The sequence below is a fragment of the Bacillus sp. AK128 genome, assembly GCF_053903075.1.
The window spans coordinates 561,826-581,103 of the sequence record NZ_CP096379.1; the positions used below are offsets into that span (position 1 = coordinate 561,826).

A 19,278-nucleotide genomic window follows, 5' to 3' on the forward strand; every position below is an offset into this window, starting at 1 on the left:
ATAATGTAGTTATTGGAGAATTAAACCATCCTGTTGATTTCATTACAACACATCCAATAGCGTATTCTCACGAAGACATGGTGATTGGAAAAGAAGGAGTTACTGGAGTTTTATCATTAGAAGATTCACTTGATATGGCTACTTACTATAAGAATGGAGATATTATAATTGGTAATGATGTTTGGATAGGAACAAATGTAGTGATTCTGCCCTCAGTAAAGATAGGGAATGGAGCAATTATCGCTGCTGGTGCTGTTGTAACAAAAGATGTACCTGATTACGCAATTGTAGGAGGTATACCTGCAAGAGTAATAAAATATCGGTTTACTCAAGAAGAAATAAGCAAACTGAACTCTATTAAATGGTGGAATTGGAGTATAGTAAAAATAAAAAGGAACATTGAATTATTAAGAGATCCGGATAGATTCTTTAAGCATTTTTAATTTAATTTAACAATTCCTGACTAATATTTAGATTAATAAGTTGTGTGGTAGTTGTTTGTGATAAAGGACTAACAAAATATTACTAAAAGATAGGTGTTAACATGAGAGTACTACATCTAACAAGTGGGGATATTAGTGGTGGTGCAGCAAGAGGAGCATTCTTTTTACATTCAATCCTCAAAGAAATTGGCGTAGATTCAATCTTTTATATAAATGAAAACAGCTTAAAAATCAAGGATATCCATTGCTTTACAAAAGGAATTAATCATAATATGGAAGAGTCATTTTCTAGATATTTTGATGACTTCCTTTTATCAAAATATAATAATCGTTCCAATTATATTTTCAGTTTGGGTAAGGGGATATTTGATGAAGATATCCTTAAACTAATTAATGACTTTGATATAGTTCATTTACACTGGATTAATAATTACCTTTTGAGTATCGAAATATTAAGTAAGATCTCTAAGCCAATTATTTGGACTATGAGAGATATGTGGCCGTTTACAGGAGGCTGCCATTATTCAATTGGTTGCATGAAATTTATGAATGGGTGCGGCAAGTGTGATTTTCTCCAAAGTAAAGAAATAGAGGATGTTTCAAAATGGGTGATTACAAGAAAAAAGCTATCCTATTCAGAAAATATATACCCTGTTGCAATTAGTAATTGGTTAAAAGATTATGCGGAGAAAAGCTATTTATTTTCTAATTTTGAAATTAGTATGATACCTAACTGTATTGATAATAGGAATGTATTTATACCCCAAGACAAGCAACTATCAAAGGAAGCACTTGGAATACCTTTAGATAAGAAAGTTTTGTTATTTGGGGCAGTAAATTCCTCATCGGATGAAAGGAAAGGTTTTAAATATTTAGAAGAATCAATTAAAAATATTAATAATCCCGAAGACTTTTTTTTAATAATCTTTGGATCCGATGAGGAAGAAAAATTTGACTTCTCTGTTGATTATAAAAATGTTGGTAGGGTAAATAATGATTTATTACTTGCTAAAGTTTATTCAGCTTCGGATGTATTTATTGCACCCTCAATTGAAGAAGCCTTTGGAAAGACTATACTAGAGGCTATGTCAAGTGGAACCCCAGTTATCGCCTTTAATGCTACTGGACCCAAAGACTTAATAATTCATAAACAGACTGGATATTTAGCAGAACCCTATAAAGCAGAGGATTTACTAGAAGGGATAAATTATATATTAGAAGATAAAGAAAAAGCTTTAATGATGGGTGTAGCTTCCAGAAAAAGAGTAGAGCAAAGGTTTGATAGCATATTAATAGCTACTTCATATAAAAATTTATATGAAAAAGTGATTCAAGAAAAGAAAGTTAAAGCAAGACCTTTGGAAGATAAAAATATACTAGATAAACTTACAAAAGATAAAATAGACCCCTTCTCAAGATACTTAAAGTCAAGGATGGATGAAGGTTTTTTTTATCCCTTTCATAAAGACGAACGAACAGAAAAATTAAAAAGAATCCAAATATCAATTTTCGGAGCAGGTGAGTATGGGCAAAAGATTAAGACAATATTACAAGCAAAGGGGTTTAAAATTGCTTCTTTTTATGACAATGATAAAAGTAAACTAAATGTAAAAGTTGACGATATACCAATTAAAGCTATAGATGACTATCGAGGAGAATTTATCATTATTGCCTCCCTTTGGTATAAAGAAATAGCCGAGCAACTGGAAGAAAAGGGATTAGAAATAGTTGAGGATTATTTAATTGGAATACTATGATTAAGTAAAAATTTTTTAGTTTATATTATTTTCTTTAGATAAATCTACGAAAATTAATAGGGGTAGAGATAAAGATATGAATTTTACAATACGTATATTATTAATTGTAACATATGTTCGAGCTCAATGTATAAAATCGTAACTCATAAAGTTCAGTTTAATATGCCCCTAAAAGTTGTAATTTGTAAAGACTGTGGTTTTATATATATTAATCCGATACCTAAAAGAGAAGAGTTAGATAGTTTTACAAATACGAATATGAAAAATATTATGGATCTCCTTTAAATTATAATGATAAAAACTTTAAACAAAGAGGATATGAGATTTCTTTCTTCATTCATGACTATGTAAATACAGTTGAATCTGTAGTTGAAATCGGAGCTGGTGGAGGAGGGAACTTAATAGGAATTCAAGAGGTTTATAACTCCAAAAAAATAGCTGCTTTTGAACCAGGTGGTGAAAATAACGAAAGCCTAAAGCAGTTCAATATACCAATAATAGGTGACTTCTATGACGTACAAAGCGTAGATTTAAAAGAATACAGATTGGTTATTATGTCCCATGTTTTGGAACATTTTTATCATCCAAAACAAGTGTTAGAAAAGTTATATAAGGAAACTAATAAAGACATATTGGTTTATATTGCAATTCCTAGTCTTACAGCTATTAAGGGAACTAAGGACAGAGATTTCCTTCCTTTAGGGATTACTGGTTTAGAATTGTCCATTTATCATATTTTCATCAACACAATATAGAAGATTTGTTAGCTATAACAGGTTGGGAAGTCATTAAGTTGGAAATAAAAGGTAATGACAAACTGGAATATTTAGTTAAAAAAGCTCGAAAAGATAAAAGGAACCATTCTATCAGAAATGCCTATCAGGACCATTTAAGAGATTTAAACTATTACAGGACAAGAGTAGTTAAGTAATAAGTAATGAAAGTTAAAAAGCAAACAAATAGCTAACGTTATGTAAATAATACTAATTTCAAAATATGAATGAGAAAAATTGTTGAACTTGGGGAGAAAAGAATGGGTAGTAACGGTATCAAAATTTCTGTAATTACAGCTTGTTTTAATAGTGAAAAATATTTAGAACAAACGATACAAAGTGTAATCTCTCAAACATACCCTAATATTGAATATATAATAGTGGACGGGGCTTCAACTGATAAAACAATGGACATTGTATTAAGCCATAAAGATTTTATTAGTAGGATTGTATCGGAAAAAGATAATGGAGTATACGATGCCTTCAATAAGGGTATTGACCTAGCAACTGGAGACGTCCTTTTCTTTTTAAATTCTGATGATTATATACAGGATGAGCACGTCATTGATGACATCGTAAGAGTTTTTCAACAGAATAAAGACCTTCAAATCGTTTATGGCAATGTTCTTATGAAGGATGAAGAAACAGAATATTTCTATTTTCTGGGACAATCTATTCAATTTAAGGATTTTGAGAAGGGTTTAATGCCTCCACACCCCTCAACATTTATAAAAAAAGGGCTCTTCTCAAAACATGGACCTTTTAACGATAATTATCGGATTGCTGCCGATTTTGAATTTCTTCTAAAATGCTTTCAAACAGACGACATTCATTCATCTTATGTTGATCGAATCATCTCAACTTTTCGTTTAGGGGGGCTTTCATCAAATCCTAACACAATGAAGATTGCCAAAGAGGAAAAGAAAGAGATTATTAAACAAAATTTTATGAACTTTGAGGAAGAAATTATAACAGATAACGATCGAAATATTGAATTTTTTAGAATGTGGCTAGAAAAAATATTAGTATATAATGAAGAACCTTCAAGAATCTTGAAAGATGCAAATATTAAAAAAGTTGCTCTTTTTGGGACAAAGCAAGTTGGAATCTTCTTAATGAAAGAGTTACAAAGTAACGGAATATCTATCATTACTTTTCTTGATAATGATGTCCGTAAACATGGGTATAAGATTCAAGGTACACCTATTAATACTCCCCTTTGGCTTTTGGAGAATAGTAATCAAATAGACACCCTGATTTTATGCTTTGAGGGAGATTTTGAAAAAGAGATACGAGAGCAAATATCAAACATGAATCTTAAAACAATGATTAATATATTGTCTTGGAGTGAGATTATATTAAAAAGTTACAACACTCGATAATAACGAGGGATTAATTATGAAAATTGCACAGGTTTACCCCTATTACGGTTTGAATGGTTTGTCGCGGTATATTTTTACTTTAAATGAAGAGTTAGTTATTCAAAATGACCAAAACCAGGTATTTAATTTTATAATTGTAGATAAAGATTCACCTAAAGAGTTCATGGATACAGACCAAATTCACTATAATGTGGTTAAACGAGATTTAGGTATTTCCATCGATCGAAAAAATTTATTAGAGGATTGTAAAATAGAACAAATTGAAGATAAGTTTATTCAGTTTTTGGAAAAATACGAACCTGATATAGTGAATTTTCAACATTTATCTGATTTAGGTGCTTCATTGATATCGATTGCAAAAGAGAAAAGGATCGCTACAGTGTTAACGTTGCATGATTATTGGACTATTTGTCCGATGAATTTTTTAATGGATCGACATTATAACTTATGTTCTGGACCAAACGAGGGAAAGAAGTGTCTAGGCTGCTACACTGATGAGGCTGAACAGAAGGAAATTATTGAGGAAGTTAAGGATGCAAGTATACAACGATATATGTTTATAAAAAATATACTGGAACATAAAGTGGATGTCATTATCGCAGTTTCTAAATCCTTAAAAACTAAATTATTAAAAGAGGGGATTAGAGAAGAAAAAATAAAGGTTATATATCCAGCCCTCCGTACTAATCCGAATTTTAAAAAGGAGGAGCGAGCTAGAGAAAAGCTTATCTTCGGATTTATTGGTGGTTTATATATCATAAAAGGACCACATGTCTTAATTGATGCCTTTGCACGAATAAAAGAAGAAAATATAGAGCTTCATATATACGGTGACTCTTCATCGTCTTTTAGAAGAGGTTTATTAGAAGAGATTGCAAAGCAGGATAATCGAATTATTTTTAAGGGGAAATATCAATCAGACGATTTGGAAAACATATTTAATTCTATTGATGTTTTAGTAGTGCCATCTGTTTGTCCTGAAACAGGTCCTTTAGTTGTACAAGAAGCATTGCGTCACAAGGTTCCTGTGATTGGATCACGAATTGGAGGAATCCCTGAATATTTGCATGATGAATTTGGTGCAATGTTTGAAGTGGGAAATAGTGAGGCTCTTGAAGTAATACTTAAAAGAATTATAAAAGAACCTAATTTACTAACGGAATGGTCTAATAAAATCCCTGATTTACCTCCCACCTCTGTTTTTGGCCAAGAGATTCAAAATATATATAAGGATTTGGTTAGGAAACATCATTCCAAGCAAAGTAAAGATCTCCATAAACGAATTCTGAATAAATTTGACAAAGCATATATGAGGAGAGAAACCATTAGAGAAACTCTTCCAATCCAATTAAACCTCATTTTAGATTTTTTTAAAACAATGGACTATAGTAATATCTTGGTATTTGGAGCTGGGGAATTAGGCAAAACAGTAGCAGCTAAACTCCTAGAACATAATATAAAGGTTATTTATTTTGTAGATAACGATGGTCAAAAGTGGGGAAGTTCCATTGACCAAATCAAAATCATAGGTCCAAAGGATATTCAAACAGTAAACTCTGATGCTATTTTAATTGTTTCAGATTGGGAACTTGAGATAATTACACAATTGAAATATATGGATATTAAGATTCCTTACTATGGTATATACAGTTTTGAATAATAAACCTGATTTAAAGAAAAGGTGAATACATGAATAGCTTAGATGATGGATGGAAATGCGATCGATATTTAGCACTTATTCAAGAGTTAGAAACGGACATAGAGTTACTAAGTTTGGATATCTTTGATACTTTGCTATTTAGAACGTGTGAAAAACCTATAGATGTTTTTATAAAAGTAGGCGAGAAAGCTAAAAATTCCGGAATATTACCGACGAGTTATACTCCTTTTGAGTTCCAACAACTACGTATTGAAGCAGAGAGAGTTGCGAGAACAAAAAAACATACGGAAAATTCCTATGATTTTCAAGAGGTCACATTAGAAGATATATACAAACAATTACCTTTCACACAAGCTACTCAAGATTTCATTTTAGAGATTGAACTAGAAATAGAATCAGAAGTATGTTATTTAAATCCGATGATTTTTGACTTAATTAATTCTTTTTTTAACAGAAAAATACCTATATATTTACTATCTGACATGTACCTATCTAAAATACAGATAGAGAGAATATTGGTAACTAACGGGTTGGATATAAATATGATTAACGGGATTTTTGTATCTAGTGTTGAGGGGGGATCTAAGCAAAGTGGGCTATTATTCCAAAAACTATTAGAGACAGTTCCTTATCTAAAACCTGAATCTATTTTACATATTGGTGATAATTTTCTAGCTGATGTAAAGGTCCCACAGGATTACAGTATAAGAGTTATTCATTATAATGTGCTTTCACAAGAAATTGACGATTTGTTTTCCTTTGAAAAAGTTCGCTATGAAACATTATTACCAGAACTTTTTGCTTTAAGAAGATTATCTAGTGCAATGGTAAATGATAAAAGAAGTGATAAGTTTTGGGTACAGTTTGGAGCTTGTGTATTAGGTCCGTTCTTAAGTCTATTTGCTGATTGGATCTTGGATTTATGCTTGAAAGAGAATAAAAAGAATGTGTTCCCATTAATGAGAGAAGGACATCTACTCTCAATGGTAATAAGAGAAGCAGTAAAGCATAGAGGAGAATCAATTTCTGTAGAGCCTTTATATGTTTCAAGGAAAGCTACATTTTATAGCGTGATTGATGATGAAAACTTAGAAATATTCTTTGAAAAAGTTATAAATGGACACCACCCCTATATTAATTTACGTAATATTACTATTCGTAATTTTTTAGAGATGTTTGGATTCATAGAGACTGAAGCAGCACAAACTCTTCGGCCTTACTTTGAAACAATCATATTAGACGCAAGGAATACTAAATTTAATACTTCATTAACACTTAAGGATTATATTCTTGAAAGCCTCACTGAAGAGAGCTTACTAAACATTAGTAGAGAATATATTCGAGAAAAACAAAAATTCCTCCAAAATTACTTAACTCAAATGATTGAGGATGTAAGTCAAGCAGTTACAGTTGATATAGGTTTTAGAGGAACAATTCAGTATTTCTTAGATAAGGCCTTAGAAAACTTAGATCCTAACGGGAGTCTTCTAACCCACCTCATTTCAATGGGAACAAAGGCAACTACTGAGAAAATGCTGGCTGGTATGGACATTCGAGGATTCGTCGGAAATACTGGGGAAAATAATGATGTTATTCTTTCAATCAAGAGAAGTCCCGAAATCTTTGAAGAATTATTAATGGGAGAAGATGGATCTACTCTTGGTTATCTAGAGAAAAATTGTGGAAGGCTCTATCCTATTACCGGGTCAACTCCTACTACTAAAGATGAAATAGAATGGAAAAAGGCATGTGCTGAAGGTGTTCTATTATTTCAAGATATGTGGTATCACTTATGTAACAAAAAGCCCCAATTAAAAAATTCCCTATTAAGTCAAAAACGACAAATTGGTATGATCCTTTCAAGAGTAGTCGATATACCAACATATAGTGAGGCAATCAACTTAGGAGAATTAACTCATGACGACAATTTTGGTAGTGATCATGTATCTTCAATATGTAGGGATGAAGATACATTATTGATGGGAGAAATGGGTGTTAAGGACTACTTATCGTTCACAAGGAATGGGTGGGAGTATGGAGGTACTTATTGGCCACAAGGAGTAGTGACAAAGAAGTATCCATTTTATTTTTATCAATCCTACCTTCAAGAGAATTATAAAGGAGACTATGCCACTGTCTTAAATGAAATGGTAAGTCGAATTCGTGAAGCTGGTTATCAAACTATTTCAATCTTTGGAGCAGGTGAAGCTGGAAGAAAGTTAGCTGGAATAATCTCACTCCACGGTCTTAAAGTAGAGTACTTTATTGATAGTAATAGCGAATTATGGGGAAAGAATATAGATGGGGTGCCAATTATAGCCCTAAATAAAGCATATGAATTGAATGTAACAGTCTTTGTCATAGGATCATTAGCCTATTTTAATGAAATAAGACAAACAATTAAAGAAAAATATAACAAGGGGGTAGAGCCTATTATATTTACACCATATTCTTTGAAGGATGTGTATTAATATGGCCCCTAAAATCACAGTTTTAATGCCTGTATACAACGGCTTAAAATGGATTGAAGATTCGGTAAAGTCAATCTTAAAACAAACATTCAAGGATTTTGAATTTATAATTATAGATGATGGGTCCTCAGATGGAACGAGTAATTACTTAAAAAGACTTACAGATTCAAGAATTATTATTGTATATCAAGAAGAAAATCAAGGAATTGTAAGTGCACTTAATAAAGGGATTAAATTAGCTAAAGGAAAATACATCGCCCGAATGGATGCTGATGATATTTCATTCCCTACTAGATTAGAATCTCAATTTAATTTCTTAGAACAAAATAAGGAATATGTCCTAGTTGCTTCTAATATTGAAACGTTTACACATGAAACCGATATTAAAGGTGGCATTATACAAGAGTTTCAAGAATGGTATAATAGTGCCCATTCCGATGAAGAAATTCGTAAAACACTCCCTATAGGTAATTGTTTAAATCACCCTTCTGTTATGTTTCGAAGCGAGTCGATATTAGCTACAGGGTTGTACAAACCCCAATTTCAACTGGCTGAAGATTATGAACTTTTTATTCGCCTCTCTGGCTTTGGAAAGATGTATAAATTAACTGAAAGATTATTGAAATATCGAATTCATTCTAATCAACTTTCTTCCACTTATAATCAAAAGCAACGTCTAGTAGACGCTAAGATAAAGGCTACCTACTTAAAGAACCATGTACTATTGGCTAGAGATAGTAATATTCTAATTTGGGGAGCTGGGAATGGTGGGCAATTACTTTATCATGCAATAACTGAAGAAGGCTATAAGGTTAAAGGTTTTGTAGACAAGGATATGAATAAATGGGGTAAAATGATTGAGGGTGTAAAGGTCCATAATCCAGAAGATATTCAAGATTGGTCATTCGACTTTATTATAATAGCATCCCAGCCAGGAAGAGAAGAGGCTACCCATTTTCTAGAGTCATTACAATTGGTATATTCAAAAGATTTTATCCCGTTTTGGTAATAAGGAGAATTAAATGTGAATAAATCTATTGCAGTTGTTATTTGTAATTGGAATAAAAAAGAAGATGTACTAAATTGTATAGAGTCTGTATTAAGCTCTTCTTTTAAAGATTTGGATATCATTGTTGTTGATAACGCATCTTCCGATGAATCTGTCGAGGCAATTAGAAGAACATATCCCACTCAGGTTAAGTTATTGGTAAATAACGTAAATCTAGGGGGTTCTGGTGGATTCAATACAGGCATTAAATGGGCACTTGCTAATAATTATAAATATACTCATTTATTGGATAATGACGTAATACTCGATAAGGATGCCCTCTATAACTCCTTTATGTTCATGGAAGAACACCCTACTGTTGGAGCAGTGGGTTCAAAGCTTTATTCATATTATGAACCAGAATACTTACAGGAATTAGGCGCCGAGATCGATTGGGAAAGGTTTTATATACACCCTTTTTATAAAGGAGAAAAGGACAACATCGGAATTTCAGAAATAGTAGAATGTGACTACGTCCCTGCATGTTCTGTATTGGTTAGAACGGCAGCAATCAAGGATGTTGGTTTATTAGATGAAAGTTGTTTTATTTACTGGGATGATATAGAGTGGTTTTACCGTTTTAAACAGTCTGCATATAAAGTGATAGCTTTGTCTTCATCAAAGGTGTGGCATAAGATGGGGGCAGGGGTAAAGGCGAATACCTTCTCGACATATTATTTTTGGAGGAACCGTATTAACTTTTTTATATCTAATTTAGAAATAGAAAAATTAGACCTCTTCGCAGAGCGGCTAAGTGAAGAGATGTATCAGGCAATCTATATGTGTAACTACAACAAGCAATATAATGTTGCAAAAACAATATTGCTTGCGGTTGAGGATGCTTTGCTTGGAGTTCGAGGAGAAGCAATTTACGGACGCATTTTTGAGCGAGAAAAGGTTGAGGACCGCTTTACAAATTTTATGCGAAACCAATCGTCAGTTATATTAGTAACTAATTGTGCTCCGCATATCTTACGTGCAGTAGTCGAGAAAATTTTGATCAATTTCAATACATCCATTTATCTTGAAGATAAACAATATACCGAATATATATTGGATAAGCAGTGTCACAATATAGATTTACACCGTAATGATATGGATAACACACCAGTTATTAAGGTATGTCAGCATGTTTTAGAAGTAGAATTTTCTAATGATATTAATGTTTATGTGGATCAGTATTTCAATATTATCCTAAATGAAGAAGATGTTCAGTATGTAAAGAGTTATAAGAATATTTACAATTTTAATAAGAATGTGTTTCTACCTGTTTTAAAGCAGCGTTTTATGGAACATAAGCAATCCTCTATTGAAAGGAATCAAGTATGAACAATCAATCTCCTTTAGTTAGTATTGTGATGCTAGCTTGGAACAGAAAAGAAGACGTACGTGAAAGTTTAATTCGAATAAATGAGGTTTGCTATAATCCTTTTGAAGTAATAGTGGTTGATAATGCTTCAAATGACGGCACTCAGGATATGGTTGAAACAGAATTCCCAGATGTGAAGCTTATACGAATGTATAAAAATATAGGGATAGAAGCATATAACATAGGTTTTGAAAATGCCAAAGGAGATTATATCATTATTATTGATGATGACTCATTTCCTGCGAGGAATGCTCTAACTCTAATGGTGGAACAATTTGAACAGGATCCTTACCTGGGGGGAGTAGCGTTTGATGTTAGAAATTTCTATACTTATGATGACATAAGAAGGGACACTAAAGATGAAACCAATCATCCAATAGCTTCAGCTAGTAATTATGTCTTGGGATTTAATGGTGCTGGTGTAGGTATTAGAAGTAATTTATTCAGAAAAATTGGGTACTATCCAGAGGAATTTTTCCTTTATCATAATGAGCTTGATACTGCTTTTAGAATTATGAATGAAGGTTTTCATATCAAATTTTTTTCTACTATTGTCTCCTATCACAAGTATTCACCCGTAAATAGAGCATCATGGAGAGCACCGTACTATTACACAAGAAATGCTTTTTGGATTATATGGAAGTATTACCCAATAAATATTGCTATTAAAGAAACAGTCTCTCTATTTAATAAGTGTATATTCCATTCATTTGAACAAAGAACACTGGTCTATTTAAAAGCATTCTATTCAGCTTATTCGAATACTGAAAAACTTAAGGGGAAACGTAAACCTCTTAGTGCAGAACTTGTGAATAGGATGAGAACTTCATTCGATTTAGTTTTTACATTTTTTAGATAGGAGATATTAAGTGTGAAGAAACTTTTAATTATAAGATCTGTTCCTATGCAACAGCTAGATAAAAATTTGCTAGAAATAAAGAAATCCTTCTCAGGATACACAATTGACCTTTTAACTCACGAGCATGGTGCAAAGCTTGCCGAGAAATATAAAGATATTTCAAATATAATCATATACCCATTTAAGCAATCATTTAAGTACAAGCATAAAGTGAAGCTCCTTCAACAAGAAGGGTATGATGCAATTATCATTCCTGTAACTAATTTATCTGGCAAAGGATTTTATAATGTTTTTTTATTTGCCTTGACTATTCCTGCAAAACAAAGATTTGTTTGTAACTTAGTTTCTGAAATAAGATCATTAACAACTTTAAATATTGTATTAATTGCGCTAAAACACTTTTTGTTATCTTTACTATCTCTTGGTCTAACAATACCCATTTCTATACTTTTATCCATTATTCTACCGTTTAAATTGGCTAGATTAAAAAACAGAGTGTAACATACGTCGAATATTTAATATGAAGAAGACTTTAAAAAAAGGTGGTGTTTCTTGTGATTGATTATATTATTGTTGGTTCAGGTCTAGCAGGAGCTGTATTTGCTGAAAGAATTGCTAATGTTTTAAATAAAAATGTAATTATTATCGAAAAGCGAAATCATATTGCTGGAAATACTTATGACTCATATGATAATGAGGGTGTATTAATTCATAATTACGGCCCTCATCTTTTCCATACTAGATCAAAAGAAGTGTGGAATTATTTGTCTCAGTTTACTGAGTGGCATGAATACCACCATCGTGTTATGGGATCTGTTGATGGTAAGTTTATTCCTATTCCTTTTAATATCCATTCTTTATATGAGGTATTTCCTGAAAGCGTTGCACGTCCAATTGAGGAAAAGCTTATACGTACATTTGGATTTAATGTAAAAGTACCTATTTTAAAGCTAAAAGAAACAGAGGATTCTGAATTACAATTATTAGCTGATTATATTTATGAAAAAGTATTCCTTCATTACACGAAAAAGCAGTGGGGTGTTACTCCAGAAGAACTGGATCCGACAGTAACGGGAAGAGTACCTATTTATATATCTAAAGATACTCGATATTTTCAAGATGCCTATCAAGGGGTTCCTAAACACGGATATACTAGAATGGTGGAGAAACTTCTAGACTCCCCTAATATAAAAATATTATTAAATACTGATTATAAAGATGTACTCCAAGTAGATTTGGAAAAAGGAACAACAAAACTTTTTGACTCCCCTTTTCATGGAAAGATTATATTTACTGGAAAAATTGATGAATTCTTTCAATATGAATATGGAGAATTACCGTATAGATCATTAAAATTTCACTTTGATAACGTCGAAAAGGAATATTTTCAAAGCGTCGGTACAGTCAATTATCCAAATGAATATGATTATACTCGAATAACAGAGTTCAAGCATATTACTGGCCAAGTCCATCCTTCATCGACAATTGTTAGGGAATATCCGCAGGATTATGATAGAAAAGTAAAAGGCAAAGATATTCCTTATTATCCGGTACCCAAAAAGGAGAATCTTGAGCGTTATAATGAGTACAAAAAAAGAGCTAAGGGATTAGAAAATGTAATTTTTATAGGAAGATTAGCAGAATATAAATATTATGACATGGATGCAGTGGTTGCAAGATCTTTAAAGGCATTTAGGGAGGAATTTAGAATGTGAGGATTGCAAACACTGAACAGAAGAATTACGTAAATTTAGGGGTTCTTAGGAAATAAATTCTTATTTATACAGAGCATTTATGTTTTATAGAATTTTAATTATAAAGGTGAAAAAGTATAAAGGTGAAAAAGCTACTAAAAAGACAAATTATTTCAGGAGAGGATAGTTTTGCTTCTAAGAAAAGAAATAAAAACAATAACCGAGAATCTATTTTTCTTTGAGTTTCCTTCAGACACAAAACGTGAAATAAGAATAAATAAAGCCGAACTAACAATAGAAATCATTATCGGTTTGTTTATTGACTTGAATGAGAAAAAAATCAATTTAAGTAAATGTCTAGTAAACCTATGAAGTACAAGGGATATATATTTGACTTGGATGATACACTTTATACTGAACATGAATATGTTATGTCGGGTTTTTATAAGGTAGCTACTGAACTTTCAAAACACTGTGATATAAAGACTTCTTTTATATATGATTTAATTATTCAAGAATGGAAAAAGAATGGAAGAGGTAGAATTTTCAATTCCGTATGTGATTCGCTAGGGATCCTTACTAATATTTCCAATCTAGTTCAAATTTATAGAGAACACAGACCCACTCTTTCTTTATATGAAGACGCAAACATTTTATTAAAACATCTAAAATTAACTAATGTTAAAATAGGTTTAGTTACAGATGGAAATTCAAAAATGCAGTGGTCAAAAATTAAAGCACTAGAACTAGAAAATGTTTTTGACTGCATCATCGTAACAGGTGACCTAGGCGATGAACACTGGAAACCAGCCGAAACTCCATACCGAAAAGCTGTTGAATGCTTAGGTCTAGAATTTTCTGACTGTGTTTACATTGGTGATAATCCTAATAAGGACTTTATTACGGCTAGGAAGCTTGGGATGAAAACGATTCGAATTATTCGGCCGATTGGTGATCATATGGAGACTAGATTGGAACCTCACTATGAAGCGGATCGGATTATTTATTCCTTAGAGGAATTAATGCCCTGAAAGGAAATGCATATGAGAGAAGAAACAAGTAATGTTTTAATCATGAGCATCTCAAAAAAAGTACCCTTAATAAAAGCAGTTAAAAAAGCATTGCATCAAATTGAACCATCAGCTTTGGTGTATGGCTCGGACCTTGATCTAACCTGTATAGGTTATTATTTTGTTGATGGAATGATTCCACTTTCTAAGATAAATGATATAAACATCGCGGACTTTATAACAGCTTGTAAGGACCATGGTATTAAATTTGTAATTCCTACGAGAGACGGTGAACTTACCTTTTTTGCAAAACATAAAGAAGTATTAAAGGAAGCTGGTATTTCCGTTATAGTTTCAAATGTAGAAACGGTAACTTTTTGTTTGGACAAATATTTATTTTATAAAGGGTTAAAAAGCAATGATTTACCTTGTATTCATACGGCTGATAGCATAGATGATTTAGATGAGAGGTTATTTGTCGTAAAGGAGCGTTACGGTGCGGGATCATCCTCAATTGGATTCAATCTAAGTAAAGAAGAAGCTATTGAGTACGCTAAAAAGCTTAATCATCCCATTTTCCAGTCTTATATTAATGGTGTAGAAGTTAGTGTTGATGCATATATCGATAAAAATGGTCTATTAAAGGGAAACATCCTAAGAAGAAGAGAAGTCGTTGTTAATGGAGAATCACAAATAACTAGTACCTTTTACGATGAAAAAATAAATAACATCATACAACAGTTTGTACAAGCCTTCACTTTTTATGGACATATTGTTTTACAGCTATTTATAGATAACAATAATCAAATACATATCATTGAATGCAATACACGGTTCGGGGGTGCTTCGACTCTAAGTATTGAAGCGGGATTGGATAGTTTTTATTGGTTCTTCCTAGAATCTATGGGAGAAGAATTAGAACAATATCCATTTCGTCGATCTGAGAAAGAGATTAAAATGGTCCGTTACCCGTCGGATACCTTTATAAAAGAAGAATAGTTAAAGGGGCTGATTTGTTGAAAACCCTTATTATCATCCAAGCCCGTATGGGTTCATCAAGACTACCAGGAAAGGTTTTAATGCCACTAGGCCAAAGTAAGGTTTTGGATTATGTAATCACTAGGTGTAGACAAGTAATTAACATATCAGACGTCATTGTAGCAACATCAACTTTAGATGGAGACACGCCTATTGCAAAATGGTGCGATGAAAACAATATAACCTACTTCCGGGGATCTGAAGACGATGTTCTTTCACGTTACATGGAAGCTGCCAAGCCATATCAGCCTGACTATGTGATCCGTGTAACCGCTGATTGCCCGTTTGTTGATTATGAAATGGCGAATGAACTAGTTGAAAAGATGAAACTACATCCAGTCGACTATATAAAAGTAGAGCAAGAAAATTTACCTCGTGGTTTAGTAGTAGAGATGTTTTCATTTAAGGCTTTAACGTATATTGATGAAAACGGGAAGGAACCGTATCACCGTGAGCATGTTACATACTACGGATATGAGCATGAAGAGGAGTTTACACATTCAACCTATACACCAGCTGAGCAATTACAAGATCCTTCTCTCCGAATCACTTTAGACACAGAAGAAGACTATCAAGTATGTTCGAAGGTAGCCGAACATTTTGAAGGGGACAAGCTAGTATCTTCAAAAATGGTGATAAAGTATCTTCAAGAACATCCTGAAATAGCTAAGCTTAATGCTCATATTGAGCAAAAAGCTGTCAAATAGGTGATTGTTATGAAAATTGGTTTTCGAGTGGACTCATCCGTTCAAATTGGTACGGGCCATGTAATGAGATGTTTAAATTTAGCACATCAGTTAAAAAAGGAAGGAGTCACTTCCTTTTTTATTTGTCGTCCGTTGGAAGGAAATATTATTAATACGATTCAAGCTAGTGGATTTACAGTATTTTCACTTTCAAATACCGTAAAATTCGATAGTGAGCATGATGCAGCCGAGACACTGCAGATTATAGATAAGGCTAGAATTCAATCAATCATTGTTGATCATTACGAAATCAATCACATATGGGAAGTAATAGTTAAAAGCCAAATTAAGAAACTGTATGTCATTGATGACTTGGCAAATCGAAAGCATAGTTGTAATGTGTTACTAGACCAAAATTATTACGGTAACTACGAGAACAGGTATAAGGGATTAGTCGACCGAGATACTGAGTTAATTCTAGGTCCAACTGGATTAATATTAAGAGATGAGTTTTATAGTAGAAAGCGGTATGTCCGGGAAGGCACTATTAAAAATTTATTAGTCTTTTATGGTGGTAGTGATCCGACGAACGAAACAGAGAAGACGTTAAAGGCACTAGAAATGCTAACTTTTCAACCTATTTCTATTCATGTAGTTGTAGGAGACGCGAACCCTAAGAAGGAATACATACAATCCATTTGCATGAAAAATAATTATCATTACCATCAACAAATTAATTTTCTTTCAGAGCTAATGGAGACTGCTGATCTTTCCTTAGGTGCAGGTGGGGTAACAATGTGGGAACGTTGTTATTTAGGGCTTCCTTCCATCGTCACAATTGTTGCTGAAAACCAAAGAATGTCTTCTGATGCAGCATTTAATTATGGAGCAATCATGAATCTTGGATGGCACGAGGGTGTAACATCTGAGAAAATAGCCGATACTTTAAATGAAGTCATACATCACCGAGATGTATTAAGGAGAATCAGTGAGAAATCACTTTCTTTGATTAATAGTGAAAATAAACAGAGACATCCATTAATACAAGCCATTATGGAGGATTTAATCACATGAAGGAATTTTCAATTGCAGGACGAAAAATAGGTAAAAACCACAAGCCCTTTATCATTGCAGAAATGTCCGGTAACCATAGTCACTCGTTAGAAAAGGCACTGCGAATTGTTGAAGAAGCAGCAAAAGCAGGTGCTGATGCGTTAAAGCTTCAGACATATACGGCTGATACGATGACATTAGACATTGATTCAGGAGAGTTCTTTATTGATGACCCGAATAATCTTTGGAAAGGAAACTCCTTATATAAGCTGTATCAAGAAGCCTATACACCGTGGGAATGGCATGAGCCTATATTTAAGCGTGCCAAAGAATTAGGCATGATTGCCTTTAGTACCCCGTTTGATGAAACGGCTGTAGACTTTTTAGAGGAATTGGATGTTCCTTGCTACAAGGTAGCATCTTTTGAGAACACCGACTTGCCACTTATTCAAAAAGCAGCATCTACGGGGAAACCTCTGATTATATCCACTGGAATGGCAACAGTTGCTGAGCTAGATGAAACGGTAAGAGCTGCAAGAGAGGCTGGTTGTAAAGACCTTGTCTTGTTAAAGTGTACAAGTACCTATCCAGCTTCACCAGGAAATTCTAATTTACATACTCTTCCTCATTTAGAGGAGCTTTTTCAATGTCAGGTAGGGCTATCTGATCATACGTTAGGAATTGGAGTTGGGGTAGCAAGTGTTGCATTGGGTGCTACTGTTATTGAAAAACATTTTACTACTTCTCGTGTTGAAGGTGGAGTAGATTCAGTGTTTTCGATGGAACCAGCTGAAATGAAAATGCTTGTAGAGGAAGCAGAGAAGGCGTGGCTTAGTCTTGGTAAAGTTGCATATGGTCCAACGAAGGATGAGAAGCCATCTATGATGCATCGACGCTCACTTTATATCGCTCATGATTTACAACCAGGAGATCTATTGACCAAAGAAAACCTTCGAGCCATACGACCTGGACAAGGATTGCCACCCAAATATCTTGAGCAATTACTTGGTAAAAAAGTGTCAAAGCATGTGAAGAAAGGAACTCCTGCATCTTGGGATTTGTTCTAGAAGGAGGGGAATTATAATGAACGTATTATTAACTGGCGGTGCTGGTTTCATAGGAAGAACGGTCGCAAAAAAACTTTTGCACGATGGTCATAAGGTTTGGGTACTAGATGACCTATCAAATGGAAGAGAAGAAAATCTTAGTGAGTTTAGAACAGATTTAGAAGATTTTATCCACGGGGATATAAAAGATGAGGGATTGTTAGCCTCCCTCTTCTCGAGCAATACATTTGATATATGCTACCATTTAGCTGCTTCTATAAATGTTCAAGACTCGATAGATGACCCAAGAACCACTTTCAATAATGATACATTAGGAACATTTTATCTGTTAGAACAATGTAGAAAGCATCAGGTTAAAATGGTCTTTATGAGTACATGTATGGTTTATGACAGGTGTTTAGATGAAACAGGAATAACCGAGGCACACCCTATTAAGCCAGCATCACCTTATGCAGGATCTAAAATAGCTGCCGAAAATATGGTGCTTTCATATTATCATGCATATGGATTACCTACTGTTGTCATTCGACCTTTTAATACATATGGACCTTTTCAGAAAACAGGTGGTGAAGGTGGGGTAGTAGCCATCTTTATTAAGAAGAAACTAGCTGGTGAAGGTGTTCAAATTTATGGTGATGGTACGCAAACTAGAGATCTACTATTTGTAGATGATTGCGCTGATTTTGTTGTCCAAGCTGGATATTCAGAAAAAGTAAATGGTGAAATTGTTAATGCTGGTTTAGGTAGAGATATTTCTGTTAATGACTTAGCGATGCTAGTCCTAAGTGACCAGAAAAAAATTCAACATGTAGAACATATTCATCCACAAAGCGAAATTCAAAAGCTACTTTGTAATTTTCAAAAGGCCAGTGAGCTTTTAGGTTGGAAGCCTAAGGTTTCACTAGAAGAAGGAATTCGTAGAACGGAAGAGTGGATGAAGCAAAGTCACCTAATATAGGTGACTTTTT

The 19,278-nt window shown here is 33.3% G+C and carries 17 protein-coding genes and 1 pseudogene; all 18 read left to right on the forward strand.

Annotated elements, in window-relative coordinates:
* Positions 1-152 precede the first annotated feature (152 nt).
* Positions 153-306: pseudogene (locus M1D60_RS02455) on the forward strand (DapH/DapD/GlmU-related protein); the annotation flags it as partial.
* Between the two features lie 409 nt (positions 307-715).
* On the forward strand, positions 716-2,200 hold the full coding sequence (locus M1D60_RS02460) for a glycosyltransferase (RefSeq protein WP_456277642.1): 1,485 nt from the start codon (positions 716-718) through the stop codon (positions 2,198-2,200).
* 407 nt (positions 2,201-2,607) lie between these two features.
* Entirely contained in the window at positions 2,608-2,955 is a 348-nt protein-coding gene (locus M1D60_RS02465) for a hypothetical protein (protein ID WP_456279334.1), read from the forward strand.
* A gap of 278 nt (positions 2,956-3,233) precedes the next feature.
* The gene (locus M1D60_RS02470) at positions 3,234-4,355 is read left to right on the forward strand and encodes a glycosyltransferase (protein ID WP_456277643.1); all 1,122 of its coding nucleotides are present in this window, start codon (positions 3,234-3,236) and stop codon (positions 4,353-4,355) included.
* A 16-nt stretch (positions 4,356-4,371) separates the two neighbouring features.
* Entirely contained in the window at positions 4,372-6,015 is a 1,644-nt protein-coding gene (locus M1D60_RS02475) for a glycosyltransferase (RefSeq protein WP_456277644.1), read from the forward strand.
* Between the two features lie 29 nt (positions 6,016-6,044).
* Positions 6,045-8,486, forward strand: a complete 2,442-nt coding sequence (locus tag M1D60_RS02480) for a hypothetical protein (RefSeq protein WP_456277645.1) — start codon at positions 6,045-6,047, stop codon at positions 8,484-8,486.
* 1 nt (position 8,487) lies between these two features.
* Positions 8,488-9,495, forward strand: a complete 1,008-nt coding sequence (locus M1D60_RS02485) for a glycosyltransferase (RefSeq protein WP_456277646.1) — start codon at positions 8,488-8,490, stop codon at positions 9,493-9,495.
* A 15-nt stretch (positions 9,496-9,510) separates the two neighbouring features.
* Positions 9,511-10,863, forward strand: a complete 1,353-nt coding sequence (locus M1D60_RS02490; protein WP_456277647.1) for a glycosyltransferase family 2 protein — start codon at positions 9,511-9,513, stop codon at positions 10,861-10,863.
* Positions 10,860-11,762: a glycosyltransferase family 2 protein gene (locus M1D60_RS02495; RefSeq protein ID WP_456277648.1), complete on the forward strand. Its 903-nt coding sequence runs from the start codon at positions 10,860-10,862 to the stop codon at positions 11,760-11,762. Before M1D60_RS02490 ends, M1D60_RS02495 begins: the two co-directional genes overlap by 4 nt.
* A 12-nt stretch (positions 11,763-11,774) precedes the next feature.
* Complete coding sequence (locus M1D60_RS02500) at positions 11,775-12,263, forward strand: glycosyltransferase family 9 protein (RefSeq protein WP_456277649.1); 489 nt, start codon at positions 11,775-11,777, stop codon at positions 12,261-12,263.
* 53 nt (positions 12,264-12,316) lie between these two features.
* Entirely contained in the window at positions 12,317-13,477 is a 1,161-nt protein-coding gene (glf, locus tag M1D60_RS02505) for a UDP-galactopyranose mutase (protein ID WP_456277650.1), read from the forward strand.
* Positions 13,478-13,645: 168 nt separating this feature from the next.
* Entirely contained in the window at positions 13,646-13,828 is a 183-nt protein-coding gene (locus tag M1D60_RS02510; RefSeq protein WP_456277651.1) for a hypothetical protein, read from the forward strand.
* A gap of 23 nt (positions 13,829-13,851) precedes the next feature.
* Positions 13,852-14,487 carry an HAD family hydrolase gene (locus tag M1D60_RS02515; RefSeq protein ID WP_456277652.1) on the forward strand — a complete coding sequence of 212 codons (636 nt, stop codon included), beginning with the start codon at positions 13,852-13,854 and terminating at the stop codon, positions 14,485-14,487.
* A gap of 12 nt (positions 14,488-14,499) precedes the next feature.
* Complete coding sequence (locus M1D60_RS02520) at positions 14,500-15,465, forward strand: ATP-grasp domain-containing protein (protein WP_456277653.1); 966 nt, start codon at positions 14,500-14,502, stop codon at positions 15,463-15,465.
* A gap of 17 nt (positions 15,466-15,482) precedes the next feature.
* A complete protein-coding gene (locus tag M1D60_RS02525; protein ID WP_456277654.1) occupies positions 15,483-16,211 on the forward strand; it encodes a cytidylyltransferase domain-containing protein in 729 nt (242 codons plus the stop codon).
* Between the two features lie 9 nt (positions 16,212-16,220).
* On the forward strand, positions 16,221-17,264 hold the full coding sequence (gene pseG, locus M1D60_RS02530) for a UDP-2,4-diacetamido-2,4,6-trideoxy-beta-L-altropyranose hydrolase (RefSeq protein ID WP_456277655.1): 1,044 nt from the start codon (positions 16,221-16,223) through the stop codon (positions 17,262-17,264).
* Positions 17,261-18,310, forward strand: coding sequence for a pseudaminic acid synthase (pseI, locus tag M1D60_RS02535; protein ID WP_456277656.1), 1,050 nt, complete (start codon positions 17,261-17,263; stop codon positions 18,308-18,310). Before pseG ends, pseI begins: the two co-directional genes overlap by 4 nt.
* 16 nt (positions 18,311-18,326) lie before the next feature.
* Complete coding sequence (locus M1D60_RS02540) at positions 18,327-19,268, forward strand: GDP-mannose 4,6-dehydratase (RefSeq protein WP_456277657.1); 942 nt, start codon at positions 18,327-18,329, stop codon at positions 19,266-19,268.
* Positions 19,269-19,278: the final 10 nt, after the last annotated feature.

Bases quoted from the DNA above. Each gene is read 5' to 3' on its own strand.
- M1D60_RS02460 (WP_456277642.1), top strand. From the start codon at position 716: ATGGAAGAGTCATTTTCTAGATATTTTGATGACTTCCTTTTATCAAAA.
- M1D60_RS02470 (WP_456277643.1), top strand. From the start codon at position 3,234: ATGGGTAGTAACGGTATCAAAATTTCTGTAATTACAGCTTGTTTTAAT.
- M1D60_RS02475 (WP_456277644.1), top strand. From the start codon at position 4,372: ATGAAAATTGCACAGGTTTACCCCTATTACGGTTTGAATGGTTTGTCG.
- M1D60_RS02480 (WP_456277645.1), top strand. From the start codon at position 6,045: ATGAATAGCTTAGATGATGGATGGAAATGCGATCGATATTTAGCACTT.
- M1D60_RS02485 (WP_456277646.1), top strand. From the start codon at position 8,488: ATGGCCCCTAAAATCACAGTTTTAATGCCTGTATACAACGGCTTAAAA.
- M1D60_RS02495 (WP_456277648.1), top strand. From the start codon at position 10,860: ATGAACAATCAATCTCCTTTAGTTAGTATTGTGATGCTAGCTTGGAAC.
- M1D60_RS02520 (WP_456277653.1), top strand. From the start codon at position 14,500: ATGAGAGAAGAAACAAGTAATGTTTTAATCATGAGCATCTCAAAAAAA.
- pseG (WP_456277655.1), top strand. From the start codon at position 16,221: ATGAAAATTGGTTTTCGAGTGGACTCATCCGTTCAAATTGGTACGGGC.
- pseI (WP_456277656.1), top strand. From the start codon at position 17,261: ATGAAGGAATTTTCAATTGCAGGACGAAAAATAGGTAAAAACCACAAG.
- M1D60_RS02540 (WP_456277657.1), top strand. From the start codon at position 18,327: ATGAACGTATTATTAACTGGCGGTGCTGGTTTCATAGGAAGAACGGTC.